The 14,754-nt window shown below is 65.8% G+C and carries 13 protein-coding genes; 9 read left to right on the top strand and 4 right to left on the bottom strand.

The features are described from left to right. The first annotated feature begins 5 nt into the window (after positions 1-5). Together FJ977_RS15070 and ptsP are read left to right on the top strand one after the other, a co-directional pair. Positions 6-386: a PTS glucitol/sorbitol transporter subunit IIA gene (locus FJ977_RS15070; protein WP_140772543.1), complete on the top strand. Its 381-nt coding sequence runs from the start codon at positions 6-8 to the stop codon at positions 384-386. Positions 387-544: 158 nt separating this feature from the next. Beyond that, complete coding sequence (gene ptsP / locus FJ977_RS15065; protein ID WP_140772541.1) at positions 545-2,530, top strand: phosphoenolpyruvate--protein phosphotransferase; 1,986 nt, start codon at positions 545-547, stop codon at positions 2,528-2,530. Between the two features lie 23 nt (positions 2,531-2,553). On the opposite strand, the gene FJ977_RS15060 is transcribed toward ptsP, so the two are convergent. Beyond that, on the bottom strand, positions 2,554-3,348 hold the full coding sequence (locus FJ977_RS15060) for a hypothetical protein (protein WP_140772538.1): 795 nt from the start codon (positions 3,346-3,348) through the stop codon (positions 2,554-2,556). Positions 3,349-3,522: 174 nt separating this feature from the next. Here FJ977_RS15060 and FJ977_RS15055 point away from each other — a divergent pair, with 174 nt between their 5' ends. Then, positions 3,523-4,515 carry a sugar-binding transcriptional regulator gene (locus FJ977_RS15055; RefSeq protein WP_244735522.1) on the top strand — a complete coding sequence of 331 codons (993 nt, stop codon included), beginning with the start codon at positions 3,523-3,525 and terminating at the stop codon, positions 4,513-4,515. On the opposite strand, the gene FJ977_RS15050 is transcribed toward FJ977_RS15055, so the two are convergent. Genes FJ977_RS15050 through FJ977_RS15040 form a run of 3 tightly spaced genes read right to left on the bottom strand, consistent with a single transcriptional unit; the run spans position 4,502 to position 7,680 of the window. After that, a complete protein-coding gene (locus FJ977_RS15050; RefSeq protein ID WP_140772534.1) occupies positions 4,502-5,353 on the bottom strand; it encodes a TIGR01459 family HAD-type hydrolase in 852 nt (283 codons plus the stop codon). The two genes, FJ977_RS15055 and FJ977_RS15050, sit on opposite strands and share 14 nt — an antisense overlap. Continuing rightward, on the bottom strand, positions 5,350-6,624 hold the full coding sequence (locus tag FJ977_RS15045) for an FGGY-family carbohydrate kinase (RefSeq protein WP_140772532.1): 1,275 nt from the start codon (positions 6,622-6,624) through the stop codon (positions 5,350-5,352). Before FJ977_RS15045 ends, FJ977_RS15050 begins: the two co-directional genes overlap by 4 nt. Before the next feature lie 15 nt (positions 6,625-6,639). After that, entirely contained in the window at positions 6,640-7,680 is a 1,041-nt protein-coding gene (locus tag FJ977_RS15040) for a class II aldolase/adducin family protein (RefSeq protein ID WP_140772530.1), read from the bottom strand. Between the two features lie 181 nt (positions 7,681-7,861). On the opposite strand from FJ977_RS15040, the gene FJ977_RS15035 reads away from it, so the two are divergent. The 6 genes from FJ977_RS15035 (at position 7,862) to FJ977_RS15010 (ending at position 14,635) form a co-directional block, all read left to right on the top strand. Then, on the top strand, positions 7,862-8,644 hold the full coding sequence (locus FJ977_RS15035) for a DeoR/GlpR family DNA-binding transcription regulator (protein ID WP_140772528.1): 783 nt from the start codon (positions 7,862-7,864) through the stop codon (positions 8,642-8,644). Then, positions 8,641-10,020, top strand: coding sequence for an FGGY-family carbohydrate kinase (locus FJ977_RS15030; RefSeq protein WP_140772526.1), 1,380 nt, complete (start codon positions 8,641-8,643; stop codon positions 10,018-10,020). The genes FJ977_RS15035 and FJ977_RS15030 overlap by 4 nt, the downstream gene beginning before the upstream one ends. Beyond that, on the top strand, positions 10,017-11,561 hold the full coding sequence (locus FJ977_RS15025; protein ID WP_140772524.1) for a sugar ABC transporter ATP-binding protein: 1,545 nt from the start codon (positions 10,017-10,019) through the stop codon (positions 11,559-11,561). The genes FJ977_RS15030 and FJ977_RS15025 overlap by 4 nt, the downstream gene beginning before the upstream one ends. Continuing rightward, positions 11,558-12,550 carry a ribose ABC transporter permease gene (locus tag FJ977_RS15020; protein ID WP_140772523.1) on the top strand — a complete coding sequence of 331 codons (993 nt, stop codon included), beginning with the start codon at positions 11,558-11,560 and terminating at the stop codon, positions 12,548-12,550. The genes FJ977_RS15025 and FJ977_RS15020 overlap by 4 nt, the downstream gene beginning before the upstream one ends. Before the next feature lie 80 nt (positions 12,551-12,630). Continuing rightward, positions 12,631-13,569, top strand: a complete 939-nt coding sequence (locus FJ977_RS15015; protein WP_140772521.1) for an ABC transporter substrate-binding protein — start codon at positions 12,631-12,633, stop codon at positions 13,567-13,569. Positions 13,570-13,741: 172 nt separating this feature from the next. After that, complete coding sequence (locus FJ977_RS15010) at positions 13,742-14,635, top strand: sugar phosphate isomerase/epimerase (protein ID WP_140772519.1); 894 nt, start codon at positions 13,742-13,744, stop codon at positions 14,633-14,635. The last annotated feature ends 119 nt before the right edge of the window (positions 14,636-14,754 follow it).

The raw sequence follows: 14,754 nt of genomic DNA, 5'->3' as shown, positions 1-14,754 counted from the left end.
GCCATATGACGGTTCTGTTGAGAACACGGGTCACTTCCATCGGACCCGAAGTGGCGGATCTTGCCGAAGGGGGCGTGCTCATCCTGTTCGCGGATGGCTCGCCGCCGGAGCTTGCCGAAGTCTCCGTCCTGCACAAGACGGAGCAGGGACCAAGTGACGGAGCGCCCGCCAAGGGCGCTTCGATCACCGTCGGTTCGGTTTCAGCCGTCATAACGGCGGTTGGCTCCAGCGCATGGAGCAAGGTGCTCGAGATGGGCCATGTCGTCATCTCGTTCAACGGCGCCACCGAGGCCGAGCGGCCGGGCGAGATCTGCGCGTCGCAGGTCGATACCCAGGCGCTCGTGGCCGCCCTGGAGACAGGCGCGATCATCACCATCGCCGCCTGAACACACCCGCGCTGGGACCGTCCGGTCCTGGCGCCAAGAGCAATTCCAGGAAAAATGTGAAACGGTTTCCGTCGGGAATTGCGTAAAAACAAAGAGTTAGAGCGATTTCGCCGTTTCGATGAAATGGCGAAATCGCTCTAGGAAAGCAGAGTATTGCCATGGAACGCTCGACCATCGTCAGAGTGCACGAAGGTTTGCACGCCCGTCCCGCCACGCGGTTCGTCAAACTCGCCAAGGGTTTCGAATCCGATGTCGAACTGGTCAAGGACGGCAAGGCGGTCAGCGCCAAGAGCTCGGTCAAACTGATGCTGCTGGCGGTCAAGGAGAACCAGGAAGTCACCGTTCGGGCGAACGGCGCGGATGCCATCGAGGCCATCGAAGCGCTGATCGGCTATCTCGAAAACCCCAAGGCTGGTCTCGACGATGAAGCGGGGCCGCAGAGCCCGGCCAATGATGCCGGGCCGGAAGCGGCAGTCGCACCAGCGGCCGAATCTGCGCCCGCTGCATCCGGCGAAGCGAATGGCTTGCGCGGTGTCGCGGCAAGCGAGGGTGTCGCGATCGGGCCGGCTTTCGCGCATTTCCCGCCTGATATTACCGGGCAGGGCCGCACGCTGCAGGCTGAAGAGATCGCCGGTGAGATCGACAGGTTCCGCGCTGCTGTCGCCGCCGTCCAGGCGCGCATGGACCGGGCCTTGGCGCAGGACAGCCTGTCGGCCGGAGACCGAGGCATCGTCGCGGCACTCAGGGATATAGCCGCCGACGACAGCCTGACCGGCGAGGCCGAGAAGGCGATCAAGGGCGGCAACGACGCGGTCTCGGCCGTCATCACCGCCGCGTCCGCCATCGCCGCCGATTTCAGCGCCGTCGACGATCACTATCTGAATGCGCGCGCTGATGACGTCCATGCCGTCGGGCGGCAGATCTGTCTCGTCCTGCTTGGGCAGGATGACGTCAGCCTCGAAAACATTCCGCAAGGCGCCATCCTGATCGCCGACGACATCGGCGCCTGGGACCTGGCGCGCGCGCCGCTGAAACGCATAGGCGGGGTGATTTGCGGCCATGGCGGCGCCACCTCGCACATCGCCATCATTGCCCGCTCGCACGGCATTCCGGCGGTGCTGGGTCTCGGCGACCAGATCAATGCCTTGCGCACGGCGCACGACGTGGCGCTCGACGGCAACACCGGCCATGTGATCATCGACCCCGACGAGGCGACGCGTGCCGATTTCGCCGGCCGTGTCGAAGCGGCGGCGAACGAGCGTGCCGGCCTGACCGCCTTCAAGACGGTGACGCCGAAGCGCGCCGACGGCAGGGTCATCGAGGTCGCGGCCAATATCGGTTCGCTCGAGGAAATCGAAGCAGCGCAGGAGGCCGGAGCCATGGGCGTCGGCCTGTTCCGCACCGAGCTTCTGTTCATGCGCCACATGCACCTGCCCTCCGAGGACATGCAGGCCGAGACCTATATGGCGCTGGCCAAGGCCTTCGAGCCCTATCCGGTCATCGTGCGCACGCTCGACATCGGCGGCGACAAGCCGATCGCCGGTATCGAGTTTCCCGACGAGGAAAATCCCTTTCTCGGCTGGCGCGGCATCCGCATGTGCCTCGACCGGCCCGACATCTTCAAGCGTCAGCTCAGGGCGCTGCTCAGAGCGGCCGTGCATGGCAACATCAAGGTGATGTTGCCGATGGTGTCCGATATTTCCGAAGTCACTCGCACCCGCGCACTGGTCGATGAATGCGCCGCCGAACTCAAGGCCGAAGGCGTGCCGCATGCGACGTTCGATCTCGGCGTGATGATCGAGACCCCGGCCGCCGTGCTGATCGCCCCGGCTCTGGCCAAGGAAGTGGCCTTCTTCTCGATCGGCACCAACGACCTGACCCAGTACATCATGGCCGCCGACCGGCTGAACCCGACCGTGGCCAAGCTCAACGACGTCACCAATCCGGCGGTCATGTCGGCGATCGAGTTGACGGCAAAAGCCGGCGTCGCCGCCGGCATCATGGTCGGCATGTGCGGCGAGGCCGCCGGGCGACCGGACCTGATCCCGGTCTTCGTGAAGATGGGGCTGACCGAGCTTTCGATGAGCCCGGCCTCGATCCAGCGCGCCAAGAAGACGATCACGGCCATGATAGCCGGGGAATAGGTTTCCTAAAGCGCTGCTGGGGCCTACGGCAAATGCGCAAGCAAGGTGGCGAAGACAGGCGTCAGCTCATCGACCGGGCTTGCCTTGGCGCAGGCCTGCAGGATGCGGTCATGACGGATATCGACCGCCAGGATCGCGATCTCCAGCATGTCAGGCTCCGGCGCGCCGTCGCGGCCGGTGGTCGCCAGGCCGCAGGCCAGAACGACCGGCGCCAGGCAGCTTATGTCGAGGGCCCGCTCCCCCGCCATTTCCGGCGCGGCGTCGCCAAAGCGGGCCGGACGGTGGCCGAGCAACTCGACCAGCAACGCCGCGCAGGTGGCCGCGATAGCCGGCAGCCCGGCACCCGGCGCGGCCAGGGCCGCCAACAGATCAGCATGGCGCTTGCGCATGGCGGCGTGAGCGGCTGCGAAATCGGCTTCGTGGATGCGGGCGTTTTCGACCTTGAGCCCGGCAAGCACCGCCTTGGCCAGATAGTACATGTCGCGTCGGAACAGGCGCTCGGCACTCAACTGCCGCTGTTCGTTTCCGGCCGGGAAATAGGTGCCAAGGCCCTTTACGGTCGTGCCGTCCACCTTGATAGGACGCTCATGCGGGACAAAGGATTCGGCGATCGACAGCGCCTCGTCGACGGCGCTGGCGGCGTGGCTGAGCAAGCCTTCGATGCCCTTGCCCGGAAACGGCGGCAGATGGCTGGTCGCCTCGCGCAGGACGCTGGCGTCGCCGCTGCCATCATGGCGGCTCTGCCTGATGATGTCTCTGACTTCCCGCAACCGGTCCTTCAGGTTGACGCGGACGTCTTCGGAGATTTGTCGGAGCATCGCGGTTTGCCTCGAAAGTGCCGTGGATTGCCGCCAGGAAGGGGCGGCCACCAACTCTACATTGTTCCTATCGATTGGTAGATCAATAGGCGATACTAGACCAGCACGCAGAATCGGTGACGGACGCGCGCGCCGTCACCGCGGGGGAGGGATGATTTGGCCAGGCGACGACAAATCGACGAAGGTCGGGCGGGAGCCGAAGCGACCGAACAGGTCGTCAGCGAAAGCCGGACGGATCGTCTGAGGATTAGGGCCGCCTGGATGTATTTCGTCGAACAGATGACGCAGAACGAGATCGCCGACGTGCTTGGCGTCGGCCGCGTCACCATCGTGCGCATGCTGGCGGAGGCGCGTTCGCGCAACGAGGTGAAGATCACCATCGAGAGCGAATTGTCGGAGATCGTGCGGCTGGAGCGCGCGCTGGAGCGGACGTTCGGCCTGCAGCAGGCGCTGGTGGCGCCGCTCACCGCGCCCAATGCCGACCCGATCCCCGCGATCAGCGCCAAGACCGGGATCTTCCTGTCCGATACGATGAAATCCGGCATGCGCGTCGGCGTCGGCTGGGGCCGGACGTTGTTCTCGAGCCTGCCGTTCATCAGCGCCAGGTCGCTCTCGGACTTCAAGGTGATCTCGCTGCTGGGCGGCGTTGGCGTCGCGCGTCGCTACAATCCGGCGGAGTTCGCCTGGCGGTTCGCCCAGGTCTTCCAGGGTGACGGCTATCTCATTCCGACACCGGCCGTTGTCGACAGCGTCGAGACCAAGATCGCGCTGGTGGAGCGCTGCGGCCTGCAGGAAATCTTCGAGATGGCCGACACGCTTGACGCCGTGCTGCTGTCGATCGGCGGCATTGCCTCCGCGACGACCTTCTATCGGGGCGGCTTCCTCAAGGAGGCGGAGCGCGAGGCGCTGGTCTCGCGCGGCGCGGTCGGCGACCTTCTGTTCCACTTCTTCGACCGCAATGGCGATCTGGTCGACCATCCGATCAACAGCCTGGTGATGTCGGTGGATGTCGACCGCCTGCGCAAGGCGCCGATCCGCATCCTGACCTCTGGCGGCGAGGAGAAGATCGAGGCCCTGCTCGGCGCCATGAACCTGATCGCGCCGACGATCCTGATCACCGACGAGGAAAGCGCAAGGCGCATGCTCGAGGCGGTCAGCGCAGGCTGAAGGACCCGGTAATGTAATCTGGCCAGGCCTGCTGCTCGTCGAAAACGGCGGCAAGATCCGGTGTGTCCGCCAGTATCCCGCTCAGAACCAATGCCGTGGCGATGCCGGAACCGTTTCCGCCCGCAATGTCATGCTCGACGCTGTCGCCAACGCAGACCACGCTGGCGCGATCGGGCTCGCCGGCCAGTGCCAGGGCCGCGTCGAAAATCGCCGGATAGGGCTTGCCGATGCGGGTGACGCTGCCGCCGAACTCCTCGTAGAGATCGGCGATCTCGCCCGCGCCGAAACGGGGTCCGACCGCCGTAAGCATGATCCGGTCGGGATTGGTGCAGAAGCAGGGTACCTCGCGGGCCGCCGCCGGGGCAAGCAGCCGGCGATAATGGTCGAGGTCATGGCGGTCGCCCTCGCTGGCCGAGATCAGCACCAGTTCGGCGTCTTCGCCTGCCTGCGTCAGCACAAAGGGCAGGCCTTCGACCGCGGTGCGGTCGTCGTCGCGGCTGATCAGCAGGCACTTTGTGCCCGGGCGCAGCCTTCCCGATGCCGCCATGTCATTGAAGGACCGCCACGCCACCTCGCCGGAGGAGACAAAATGGTCCCAGCTTCCGGCGGCGAAGCCGAGCTTCAGCAGGCGATCCTCATTGGGGCTGGCGCGTTTGCCGGAGTTGGAAATCAGCACCACCGTCTTGCCGGCACGCTTCAGCGCCGACAATGCCTCTACCGCGCCTGGATAGGGGGCCTGGCCGTCATGCAGTACGCCGAACTGGTCGAGCAGGAAAACCTGGTAGCGGCCAGCCAGCGGTCCGATACCGTCGAGTCGCTCGATTGTTTTCGCGCTCATATGAGTCCTGCCTTGCTTGCACCCCTCAGCGCCAGCCGCGCGGTGCCGGCGGCGGCCTCGTCGGAAAGTGCGGGCAGGAAGTCGACGCCGAGCTTGCGCCGCCGGATGGCAGTCCAGGCCGGATTTGCGGCACCGCCTCCCACGCTCCTGACCGATGTCAGCGCCGGCGCGCCAAGTTCGGCCAATCTGCGATAGCCGAGTGCTTCGATCGCGGCCATCCCTTCCAACATCGCCTTGAGATAATCGGTGTCGTCAGCCGGCCTCGGGTCAAGGCGTGGCGGCAGGGTCGGATCGGCGATCGGGAACCGCTCGCCTGGTACGCTGAGCGGGTAATAGTCGAGGCCGGTCTCGGTCGCGGGATCGATTGCCGCGCTGAGCTCGATGATCCGCGCCAGTGGAAAATGCTGAGCCAACACCTTGCCGCCGGAATTCGATGCACCGCCGGCCAGCCAGGTATCGCCGAGGCGATGGCTGTAGATGCCGAAGCGTGGCGCCGAGATCGGCCGGTCGGACAGGATCTTGATGGTCAGCGAGGATCCCAGCGCCGTGACGCCGTCGCCGGCCGCCGTGGCGCCCGTCGCCAGGAACGAGGCGCAGCCATCGGTGGTGCCGGCGACCACGACCACATTGCGCGACAAACCGAACAGTTCCGCGGCGGCCGCGGTGAGCGAGCCGGTGATGTCGCCCGGCTCGACGACATCAGGCAGCAAGTCCATGCGCATGCCGGTGGCCGCGATCCAGTCCGGCCAGCGGCGGGCCTCGACGTCATAGCCTGTCTTCAGGGCATTGTTCTCGTCGCTGACATCGAAGCGGCCAGAGAGATTTCCGGCAATCCAGTCGGCCTGGTGCAGCACGGCCGCGATACCGGGCAGATGCTGGAACCGCAACGCCTTGGCGAGGCCGGAGGTCGCGCCGTGGGCGGCGCTTGCGTCCGGCGCCTCGCGGGCGATCGCGGCCAGTATATCCCCCTCGGCGACCTTGTCGTTGTACATCAGCGGCTCGGCCAGCGGCTGCCCCGCGGCGTCGACCGGCAGCAGTGTACCCGACGTGCCGTCGACGGCGATGGCGCGGACCGCGGCGCGGTCGATGCCCGAAAGCAGTTCCGCCAGAGCCGCCTGGACCGCTTGCCACCATGCCGAGGGGGCGCGGGGATCCTGGCCGAATCTGTCGAGCCGGACGGCGGACTGGCCGGCAATCGAAAAGTCCGGGCGCATCGCGACAGCGCGCGCGCCCGATGTGCCGATATCGATGCCGATGACAAGTGGCATCATGTCTTCAGTCCTTTGCTAACCGGCGGCATTCAGCTTCTGGCGATACTGTTCGGCGTCCCAATTGACCAGTTCGTCATTCTCGGCGGCGGTGAGATAGCTCAATCGGGCCGCGACATCGACGCGTGCCGTCACGTCGGCCAGGCAGCGCTGCATGGCGTCCGCGCCGGCGCTGGCGTCGCCGCGCATCAGCACGCCGGCATCGGGGAACAGGATCGCAACGGGTGCCGCGCCAAGCCGCGCGGTGACACCCGCGGCGTCTTCGCCGGGCCTCGCCACGACCGAGCCCTGGCCGAGGAAGATGACGTGGTCGGGATAGAGGCTGCCGGCCCCGGCCATGCGGCGGCTTTCCGGATCGAGCGCGACGGCATGGGCTTCGACATCGGCCGGCAATCGGTAGGCGCCTTCGCCGGCAAGCGCGGTCAGGGCCGCGATGTCGGGTGCGATGGTCGCGCGCGCCGGGCGCGCCAGCAGCGACCGGACGCGGTGGAGCAGACGATCCGCCTCGGCGACGGTTTCGGCGGCGACGACCAGCCCGTGATTGCCGAGGATCAGTACGTCGACGCCAGGCCGCAGCTTCTCGGCAATGCCGCGGGCAAGCGGCAGGCCCGGCCGGAAATAGGGCACGTGGGCCCATTCGATGCCCCCCAGCCGCTTGGCGACCTGGGCTTCGCCATCGGCCTGCACGGCAAGCGAGATCGTGTCGACGCAGTGGACATGCAAAACCACGCGCTGCGGCATCAAAGCGTGCACCGTGGTCTCGATCGATGGGCGCAGGCCGCGCGGATTGAGCGCCGCAATGGCGAAGCCCTGGGGCTTGTCGGCGGCCGGGTCGCGCTCCTCGACCGCCTTGAGCAGCGGCGCCATCGCCACCGGCACCATGATGTCGTCGGTGAGCGCATCCTTCAGCCAGGTGCCGGACGCCTTGATCCAAAGCGTGTCGCCGGCCTTGAGCGAGGTGTTGCCGCCGGCCGCCTGGGTCATATGCGCGTCCAGCCCAATGCCGGCTGAAAGTGCCCGCAAGGCCGCCAGCTCCTGCGCGTCAGCTTGGGTTGCCATGGCGCCATTCCTTCCACGCTGCACGAAATCCCGTCGCCCGGGCCGCTGTTGGCGCTGATATCGCAGATGCGAGCGACTTACGTCAACAGTGATCTACTATCATCAAAACTGGCTTGCAATCTCACTAATGTTGAGTAAGTTGCGCCAATTGCCATGGGAAAATGGCATTGGGAGGAAAAAGTTGAGCGACTCCGGCCGCCAGCGTCAGATCGTCGAACTGCTGCGGGATCGCCCGTTTGCCTCAGTGCGCGAGCTGCAGGAGCGGCTTGGCGTTTCGGCTGCAACGGTCAGGCGCGACATCGACCGGATCGACGAGGCCGGTGAGGCGCGCAAGGTCTATGGCGGCATCTCGGCGCTCGATGGCGCCTCGCAGGCGGGCATTGCCTATGCCAGGCCCTATGACGAAAACCGTGACCTTGCCGTCGAGGCCAAGCGGCAGATCGCGGCCGTAGCGGCGACCATGGTGCGCGATGGCGACGCCGTCATCGTCCATGGCGGCTCGACTTGCTTCCACCTCGGGGTCAAGCTCGCCGACCGCAACATCCGCCTCTACACCAATTCGATGCCGCTGGCGGCCTATCTCAGCGACCACGGCCATTGCAGCCTGACTGTTGCAGGTGGTGACCTGCATCGCGAGCCCGGCATCATCCATTCCCTGACCCTGGCAACGCCCTTCTACGCATCGAAATTCTTTCTCGGCGCGCAAGGTCTCAACCAGGAAGGGGTGCTGGAATCGCACCCGCTGCTGGTGCGCTCCATCGTCGACCTCAGCCTCTGCTCCGACCAGATCGTGGTGCTGGCCGACAGCCGCAAACTGTCGATCCATGCGCGCAATGTCGCGCTGCCCCTGTCGCGCATCGGGACGCTGGTGACTGATGACGGGCTCTCCGACGCCGATGCGCGCATGCTGGACGATGCCGGGGTCATGGTGCGGATTGCCTCCACTTCGGGGGCGATCCCATGAGGCTGGCGGTGCTCGATTTCGGCAAGACCAATTCGAAGCTGTTCGTCTTCAGCCAGGACGGACGCATTCTCGACGAGCGCCGGACCCAGCCGAAATGGACGCGCAAGGACGGATTCAGCGTGCTCGCCGAGGCCGAGCTCCATGATTGGGCACTCGGTGCCGTCGCGGACGCGGTCGAAAACCATGGCGTGGAAGGGGTGATGGTGTCCGGCCATGGCTGCACCTTTGCTCTCGTAGATGACGCGGCGCTGACGCATCCAATCCTCGACTACGAGCAGGAACCGCCGGCCGAAATCGCCGCGCGGATCGATCGCAGCATCCCGGACTTCTCCGAGACGTTCTCGCCCCGCCTGCCGCTCGGCTTCAACTATGGTCGTCACATGCTGTGGCTGCAGGAGGTCGATCCCGATGCGTTCGCGGCGGCGAAATCGATCCTCGGCTATCCGCAATACTGGAGCTGGCGCCTGGGCGGCCGGGCAGCCTGCGAAGTGTCCTATCTCGGTTGCCATTCGCATTTGTGGGCGCCGCGCAAGCGCGATTTCTCCTCATTGGTCGATGCCCAGGGGTGGCGCGGCCGGATGCCGGCCTTCGAGCGCGCCGGCACGGTCATCGGCGAGCGGCGCCTTGCAGGCGCGGCGCGGCCGATCGCCATCCACAATGGCGTTCACGACTCGAATGCGGCGCTGCATGCCTATCGCCGGCAGGACCTTGGCCCGCTGACCGTAGTGTCGACCGGCACCTGGGTCATCGTGCTCAATCCCGACTGTCCGCTGGATGCGCTCGACCGCGAGCGCGACATGCTGGTCAATGTCGATGTCGACGGCGGTCCGGTGCCGACCATCCGCTTCATGGGCGGCCGCGAATTCGCCGTCATCAGCGACGACTGGCAAGGCGCGATCCCGCGTGGCTCGATCCAGCAAGCGATCGACGCCGGCATCATGGCGCTGCCGAGCTTCGCGCCGGGCGGGCCGATGCCGGGCAGTGCAGGCCGGCTGGTCGGGCGCATGCCCGATGCCGGAGAACGCGCCGCGGCGGCTCTGCTCTATGTGGCGCTGATGGTCGATCTCTGCCTTGACCTCATCCATTCGCAAAACACCGTCATCGTCGATGGCGGGCTGAACGCCGGCGGCCTGCTTGCCGGGCTCATTGCGCAATTGCGTCCCGGCCAGGCCTTCCTGCAGGGCGCCTCACTGGAAGGCAGTGCCACGGGGGCTGCGGCGCTCGCCTTCGAGAGCGTTGGGCGCGAATTCGCCACCGAGGCGCCAGAGCCGGTGCATGCGGCGGTCTTCGGCGGTCTCGCCGGCTATCGCGAGGCCTGGCGCGACCGCATTGCCGCGCGGGGCGCCGCCGTCAAGGCAGCGGGTGGTGCACGATGAGCGTGCCGGCTCAGAAACACGCAAGCAGTCATCCAGTGCTGGAGATGCGCCACATCTCCAAGACTTTCGGCGCGATCCGCGCCCTGCACGATGTCTCGCTCACCGTCCACGCCGGCGAGCTGCACGCGCTGATGGGCGAAAACGGCGCCGGCAAGTCGACGCTGATGAAAGTGCTGTCGGGCGCCTATCGGCCGGATCCCGGCGGCGAGATCCTGATCGATGGCGCGCCAGCCGCGACCGGCGATCCGATCAAGGCGCGCGCCGCGGGTATCGCGGTGATCTATCAGGAGCTGTCGCTGGCGCCTAACCTGACGGTGGCGCAAAACATCTTCCTCGGCAACGAGCCGCGGCGCTTCGGCATCGTCGACCGTGACCAGTGCAGCCGGCGCGCGAACGACATCATCACGCGGCTCGGCGTTTCCTTCTCGGCGCGCGCCCTGGTCTCCGGCCTGTCGCTCGGCGAGCGCCAGCTGGTCGAGATCGCGCGCGCGTTATCGACCAATGCGCGCATCATCGTCATGGACGAGCCGACCACGTCGCTGACCTCGCGCGAGACCGACAGCCTGTTCGAGGTGATCGCGACGCTGAAATCGCAAGGCATCGCCATTATCTATATCAGCCACCGCATGGAAGAGGTCTACCAGCTCGCCGATCGCGTCAGCGTGCTGCGCGACAGCGGCTATGTCGGCACGCTGGAGCGCGCCGACCTCAACGCTTCGCGACTTGTGTCGATGATGGTCGGACGCGATCTCTCCGCCTTCTACAAGAAGGATCATCGCCCACCGGACGAGAAGCGCGCGGTCGCGCTCTCGGTGCACGGCATGTCAGACGGGCGCCTGTTGAAGAACTGTTCGTTCGACCTCCACAAGGGCGAGGTGCTGGCCCTGGCGGGTCTTGTCGGTTCCGGCCGCACCGAACTCGCCCGGCTGATCTTCGGCGCCGACAAACGCATATCGGGCACGGTGGAGCTCGAGGGCAAACCGATCTCCATCGGCTCGCCGCGCGAGGCGCTCGATGCCGGCATCGCCTACCTCACCGAGGACCGCAAGGAGCTCGGCCTGTTCCTCGACATGTCGATTTCCGACAACATCAACATGGGCGTGCTGGCCAGGGACGCGCGGGCCGCCGGATTCCGCGATTTCAGCGCCGCCGACAGGCGTGCGGCAAAAGCGATCACCGACCTGTCGATCCGTACCCGTTCGGCGCAGGCCAATGCGGGCTCGCTGTCGGGCGGCAACCAGCAGAAAGTGCTGCTCGCCAGGCTGCTGGAGACCGAGCCGAAGGTCGTCATCCTCGACGAGCCGACCCGGGGCGTCGATGTCGGCGCCAAGTCGGAAATCTACCGGCTGATCGACAATCTCGCCAACAAAGGCATCGCCATCCTGATGATCTCCAGCGAATTGCCCGAGGTGATCGGCGTCGCCGACCGCGTGCTGGTGATGCGCGACGGCACCATAGCGGGCGAGGTGACTGCATCCGGGGGCGAGCCGCTTCGTCAGGAAGCGATCATGGAACTTGCGACGGGAGCGGCCCAGGAATGACCGACAGAACGACGACGAGCGTGGATCAGGCCGCGGTCAGGAGCCGCCGGCTGCGCACCGCCTTCGCCGCACTTGGCATGCTGCCCGTGCTGGTGCTGCTGGCGGCCGGCTTCCAGTTCATCAATCCCCGCTTCCTCACCGAAACCAACCTGCTCATCGTCACGCAGCAATCGTCGATCAACATCGTGCTGGCGGCGGGAATGACCTTCGTCATCCTGACCGGCGGCATCGACCTGTCGGTCGGCTCCATCCTCGCCGCCGCGGCTATGGTGGCGGTGCTGGTGTCATTGGTGCCTGACTGGGGTCTGCTCGGCGTGCCGGCGGCCATCCTGGCCGGCCTCGGCTTTGGCCTCATCAACGGACTGCTCGTCGCCTATATCAGGCTGCCACCCTTCATCGTCACGCTGGGCTCGCTGACGGCCGTGCGCGGCATTGCCCGCCTGCTCGGGCAGGATACGACCGTGTTCAACTCCGACCTGCCGTTCGACTTCATCGGCAACGGCTCGCTGTTCGGCATTCCCTGGCTGGTCGTCATCGCATTGTCGGTCGTCGTGCTGTCCTGGCTGGTGCTCAAGCGCACGGTGCTCGGCACCTGGATCTATGCAGTCGGCGGCAATGCCGAGGCGGCGCGGCTGACCGGCATCAAGGTGCCGCTGGTGCTGCTGTTCGTCTATGGCGTTTCGGGCCTGCTCGCCGGGCTGGGCGGCGCCATGTCGGCGGCAAGGCTCTACGCCGCCAACGGCCTGCAGCTCGGCCAGTCCTACGAACTCGACGCCATCGCCGCGGTCATCCTGGGCGGTACCAGCTTCGTCGGCGGCGTCGGCTCGATCTGGGGCACGCTGATCGGCGGCCTGATCATCGCGGTGCTCTCCAACGGGCTCATCTTGGCCGGCGTTTCGGACATCTGGCAGTACATCATCAAGGGATTGGTCATCATCGTGGCGGTCGCCCTCGACCGCTACCGGCTCCAGGCAGGGGCGAGAACGTGAGTGACCTGGTCGCCGGCATCAAAGGCCGGCTTGTGTAACGCACCGTGAGAGGCGCGGGGCAATTGGAGGAAGTAAGCGTAATGAAGACCATCGCCAAACTGCTCTGCGGCGCCGCATTCGCGGCTGTCGCCATCGCGCCGGCATCGGCCAAGGACCTCAACAAGGTCGGCATCTCGGTCGGCCTGCTCGGCAACCCCTTCTTCGTCGCCACCATCAAGGGCATCGAGGACGCGGCCAAGAAGATCAACCCGAAGGTCGAGGTGACGTCGGTTTCGGCCGACTATGACCTCAACAAGCAGGTCTCGCAGGTCGATTCCTTCATCGCCGCCGGCGTCGACGTGATCATGCTCAACGCTGTCGACGCCAAGGCGATCGCACCAGCGGTGAAGAAGGCACAGGCCGCCGGCATCATCGTTGCCGCCTTCGACGTTTCGGCGCCGGGCGCCGACGTCACCGTGATGACCAACAACGTCAAGGCTGGCGAGGAAGCCTGCCAGTACCTGGTCGACCACACCGGCGGCAAGGGTGACTACGTCATCCTCAACGGCCCGGCGTCGTCGTCGATCCTGGAGCGGGTCAAGGGCTGCAAGAACGTGCTTTCGCAGCATCCCGACATCAAGATCCTCTCGGACGACCAGAACGCCGAAGGTTCGCGCGACGGCGGCCTGAAGGTGTTCCAGTCGCTGCTCACCCGTTTCGACAAGATCGACGCGGTGTTCGCCATCAACGATCCGACCGCGATCGGCGCCCAGCTCGCCGCCAAGCAGCTCAACCGCTCTGAGTTCATCATCACCGCGGTCGACGGCGCGCCCGATATCGAAAAGGAGCTCTCTTCCGGCACCTCGATGATCAAGGCCTCGGCCTCGCAGGACCCCTATGTGATGGCCGGCCAGTCGCTGACGATGGCGGCGGAGCTGCTCGCCGGCAAGAAGCCGGCGGAGGCAACCGTGCTGCTCGATCCCAAGCTGATCACCGCCGAGAACCTGAAGGACTACAAGGGCTGGACCGCGGCCCGCTGATCAGTCCGACACAGGCGCGGCCGGGTTGATCCGGCCGCGCCTTCCTCATCGCCGCTAGAGCGTTTCACCGTTTCACGGAAACGGCGAACCGCTCTATCTCTTTGTTTTAACGCAATTCCTGTGGGAAAACCGCTCACACTTTTCCTGGAATTGCTCTAACCCGGAGACGATCATGTCGCGCATCGGAATCCATTCTTTTGTCTGGTCGGCAAGCTCGGCGCAGAGCGAGCTCGAGCGCACGCTGGCCAACACCAGGGAGGCGGGCTTCGACCTGATCGAATTCTCCTATCTCGATCCCGCCGATGTCGACATTGGCGGGCTTGCCAAACGTATCGCCGATCTCGGCCTCGGCGTGGCGATCAGCATCGGATTGCCAGGCGACGGCGACATATCGAGCGCCGACAAGGCGGTCGCCGCGCGTGGCGTCGAAATCCTCAACGAGACCATCGCGCTGACGCGCGACCTTGGCGGCCGCAAGGTCGCGGGCATCCTGTCGGCCAGCCACGGCCTGCAGGTCGAAGCGCCGACGCGCGACCAATGGAACCGCAGCGCCGGAACATTGGCCAAGGTCGCCGAGACGGCGAAAGCGGCCGGCGTCACGCTCAATCTCGAGATCGTCAACCGCTTCGAAAGCAATCTGCTCAACACCGCCGCGCAAGGTTTGGCCTTCATCGAGGACACCGGGTCGGACAACATCTTCCTGCATCTCGACACGTTCCACATGAACATCGAGGAGGCCGATGTCGGGCTGGCCATCCGCCACGCCGCGGGCAAGATCGGTTATGTCCATATCGGTGAAAGCCATCGCGGCTTCCTGGGCACCGGCAACATCGACTTCGCAGGGATTTTCGATGCGCTGACGGCAATCGGCTACGCCGACGATCTCAGCTTCGAATCCTTCTCCTCGGAGATCGTGGATGAGAACCTGTCGAAGAAAACCGCGATCTGGCGCAATCTGTGGACCGACAATATGGCGCTCGCAAAGCATGCGCGCGCCTTCATCGGTCTCGGGCTGGAAACGGCGCGCCGCAAGGCCGAACTCGTCTCGGCCCGGCACAAGCCGTAGCGCGGGAGCGGGCAGCGGGACGTCCCTAGCTGGGTTGCCTGATGCGGAAGCGCCGCTGGTTCTCCTGGTATTTGCATTGCTCCCGTCATGCGCATCGGCTATCCGACCTCTCGGACAGA

The sequence above is a fragment of the Mesorhizobium sp. B2-1-3A genome (assembly GCF_006442655.1).
GTDB lineage: Bacteria > Pseudomonadota > Alphaproteobacteria > Rhizobiales > Rhizobiaceae > Mesorhizobium.
The sequence above is the reverse complement of the archived record's forward strand: the minus strand, read 5'-3'. Positions and strand labels throughout refer to the sequence as shown.

Bases quoted from the DNA above. Each gene is read 5' to 3' on its own strand.
- FJ977_RS15070 (WP_140772543.1), top strand. From the start codon at position 6: ATGACGGTTCTGTTGAGAACACGGGTCACTTCCATCGGACCCGAAGTG.
- ptsP (WP_140772541.1), top strand. From the start codon at position 545: ATGGAACGCTCGACCATCGTCAGAGTGCACGAAGGTTTGCACGCCCGT.
- FJ977_RS15060 (WP_140772538.1), bottom strand. From the start codon at position 3,348: ATGCTCCGACAAATCTCCGAAGACGTCCGCGTCAACCTGAAGGACCGG.
- FJ977_RS15050 (WP_140772534.1), bottom strand. From the start codon at position 5,353: ATGAGCGCGAAAACAATCGAGCGACTCGACGGTATCGGACCGCTGGCT.
- FJ977_RS15045 (WP_140772532.1), bottom strand. From the start codon at position 6,624: ATGATGCCACTTGTCATCGGCATCGATATCGGCACATCGGGCGCGCGC.
- FJ977_RS15040 (WP_140772530.1), bottom strand. From the start codon at position 7,680: ATGGCAACCCAAGCTGACGCGCAGGAGCTGGCGGCCTTGCGGGCACTT.
- FJ977_RS15030 (WP_140772526.1), top strand. From the start codon at position 8,641: ATGAGGCTGGCGGTGCTCGATTTCGGCAAGACCAATTCGAAGCTGTTC.
- FJ977_RS15025 (WP_140772524.1), top strand. From the start codon at position 10,017: ATGAGCGTGCCGGCTCAGAAACACGCAAGCAGTCATCCAGTGCTGGAG.
- FJ977_RS15020 (WP_140772523.1), top strand. From the start codon at position 11,558: ATGACCGACAGAACGACGACGAGCGTGGATCAGGCCGCGGTCAGGAGC.
- FJ977_RS15015 (WP_140772521.1), top strand. From the start codon at position 12,631: ATGAAGACCATCGCCAAACTGCTCTGCGGCGCCGCATTCGCGGCTGTC.
- FJ977_RS15010 (WP_140772519.1), top strand. From the start codon at position 13,742: ATGTCGCGCATCGGAATCCATTCTTTTGTCTGGTCGGCAAGCTCGGCG.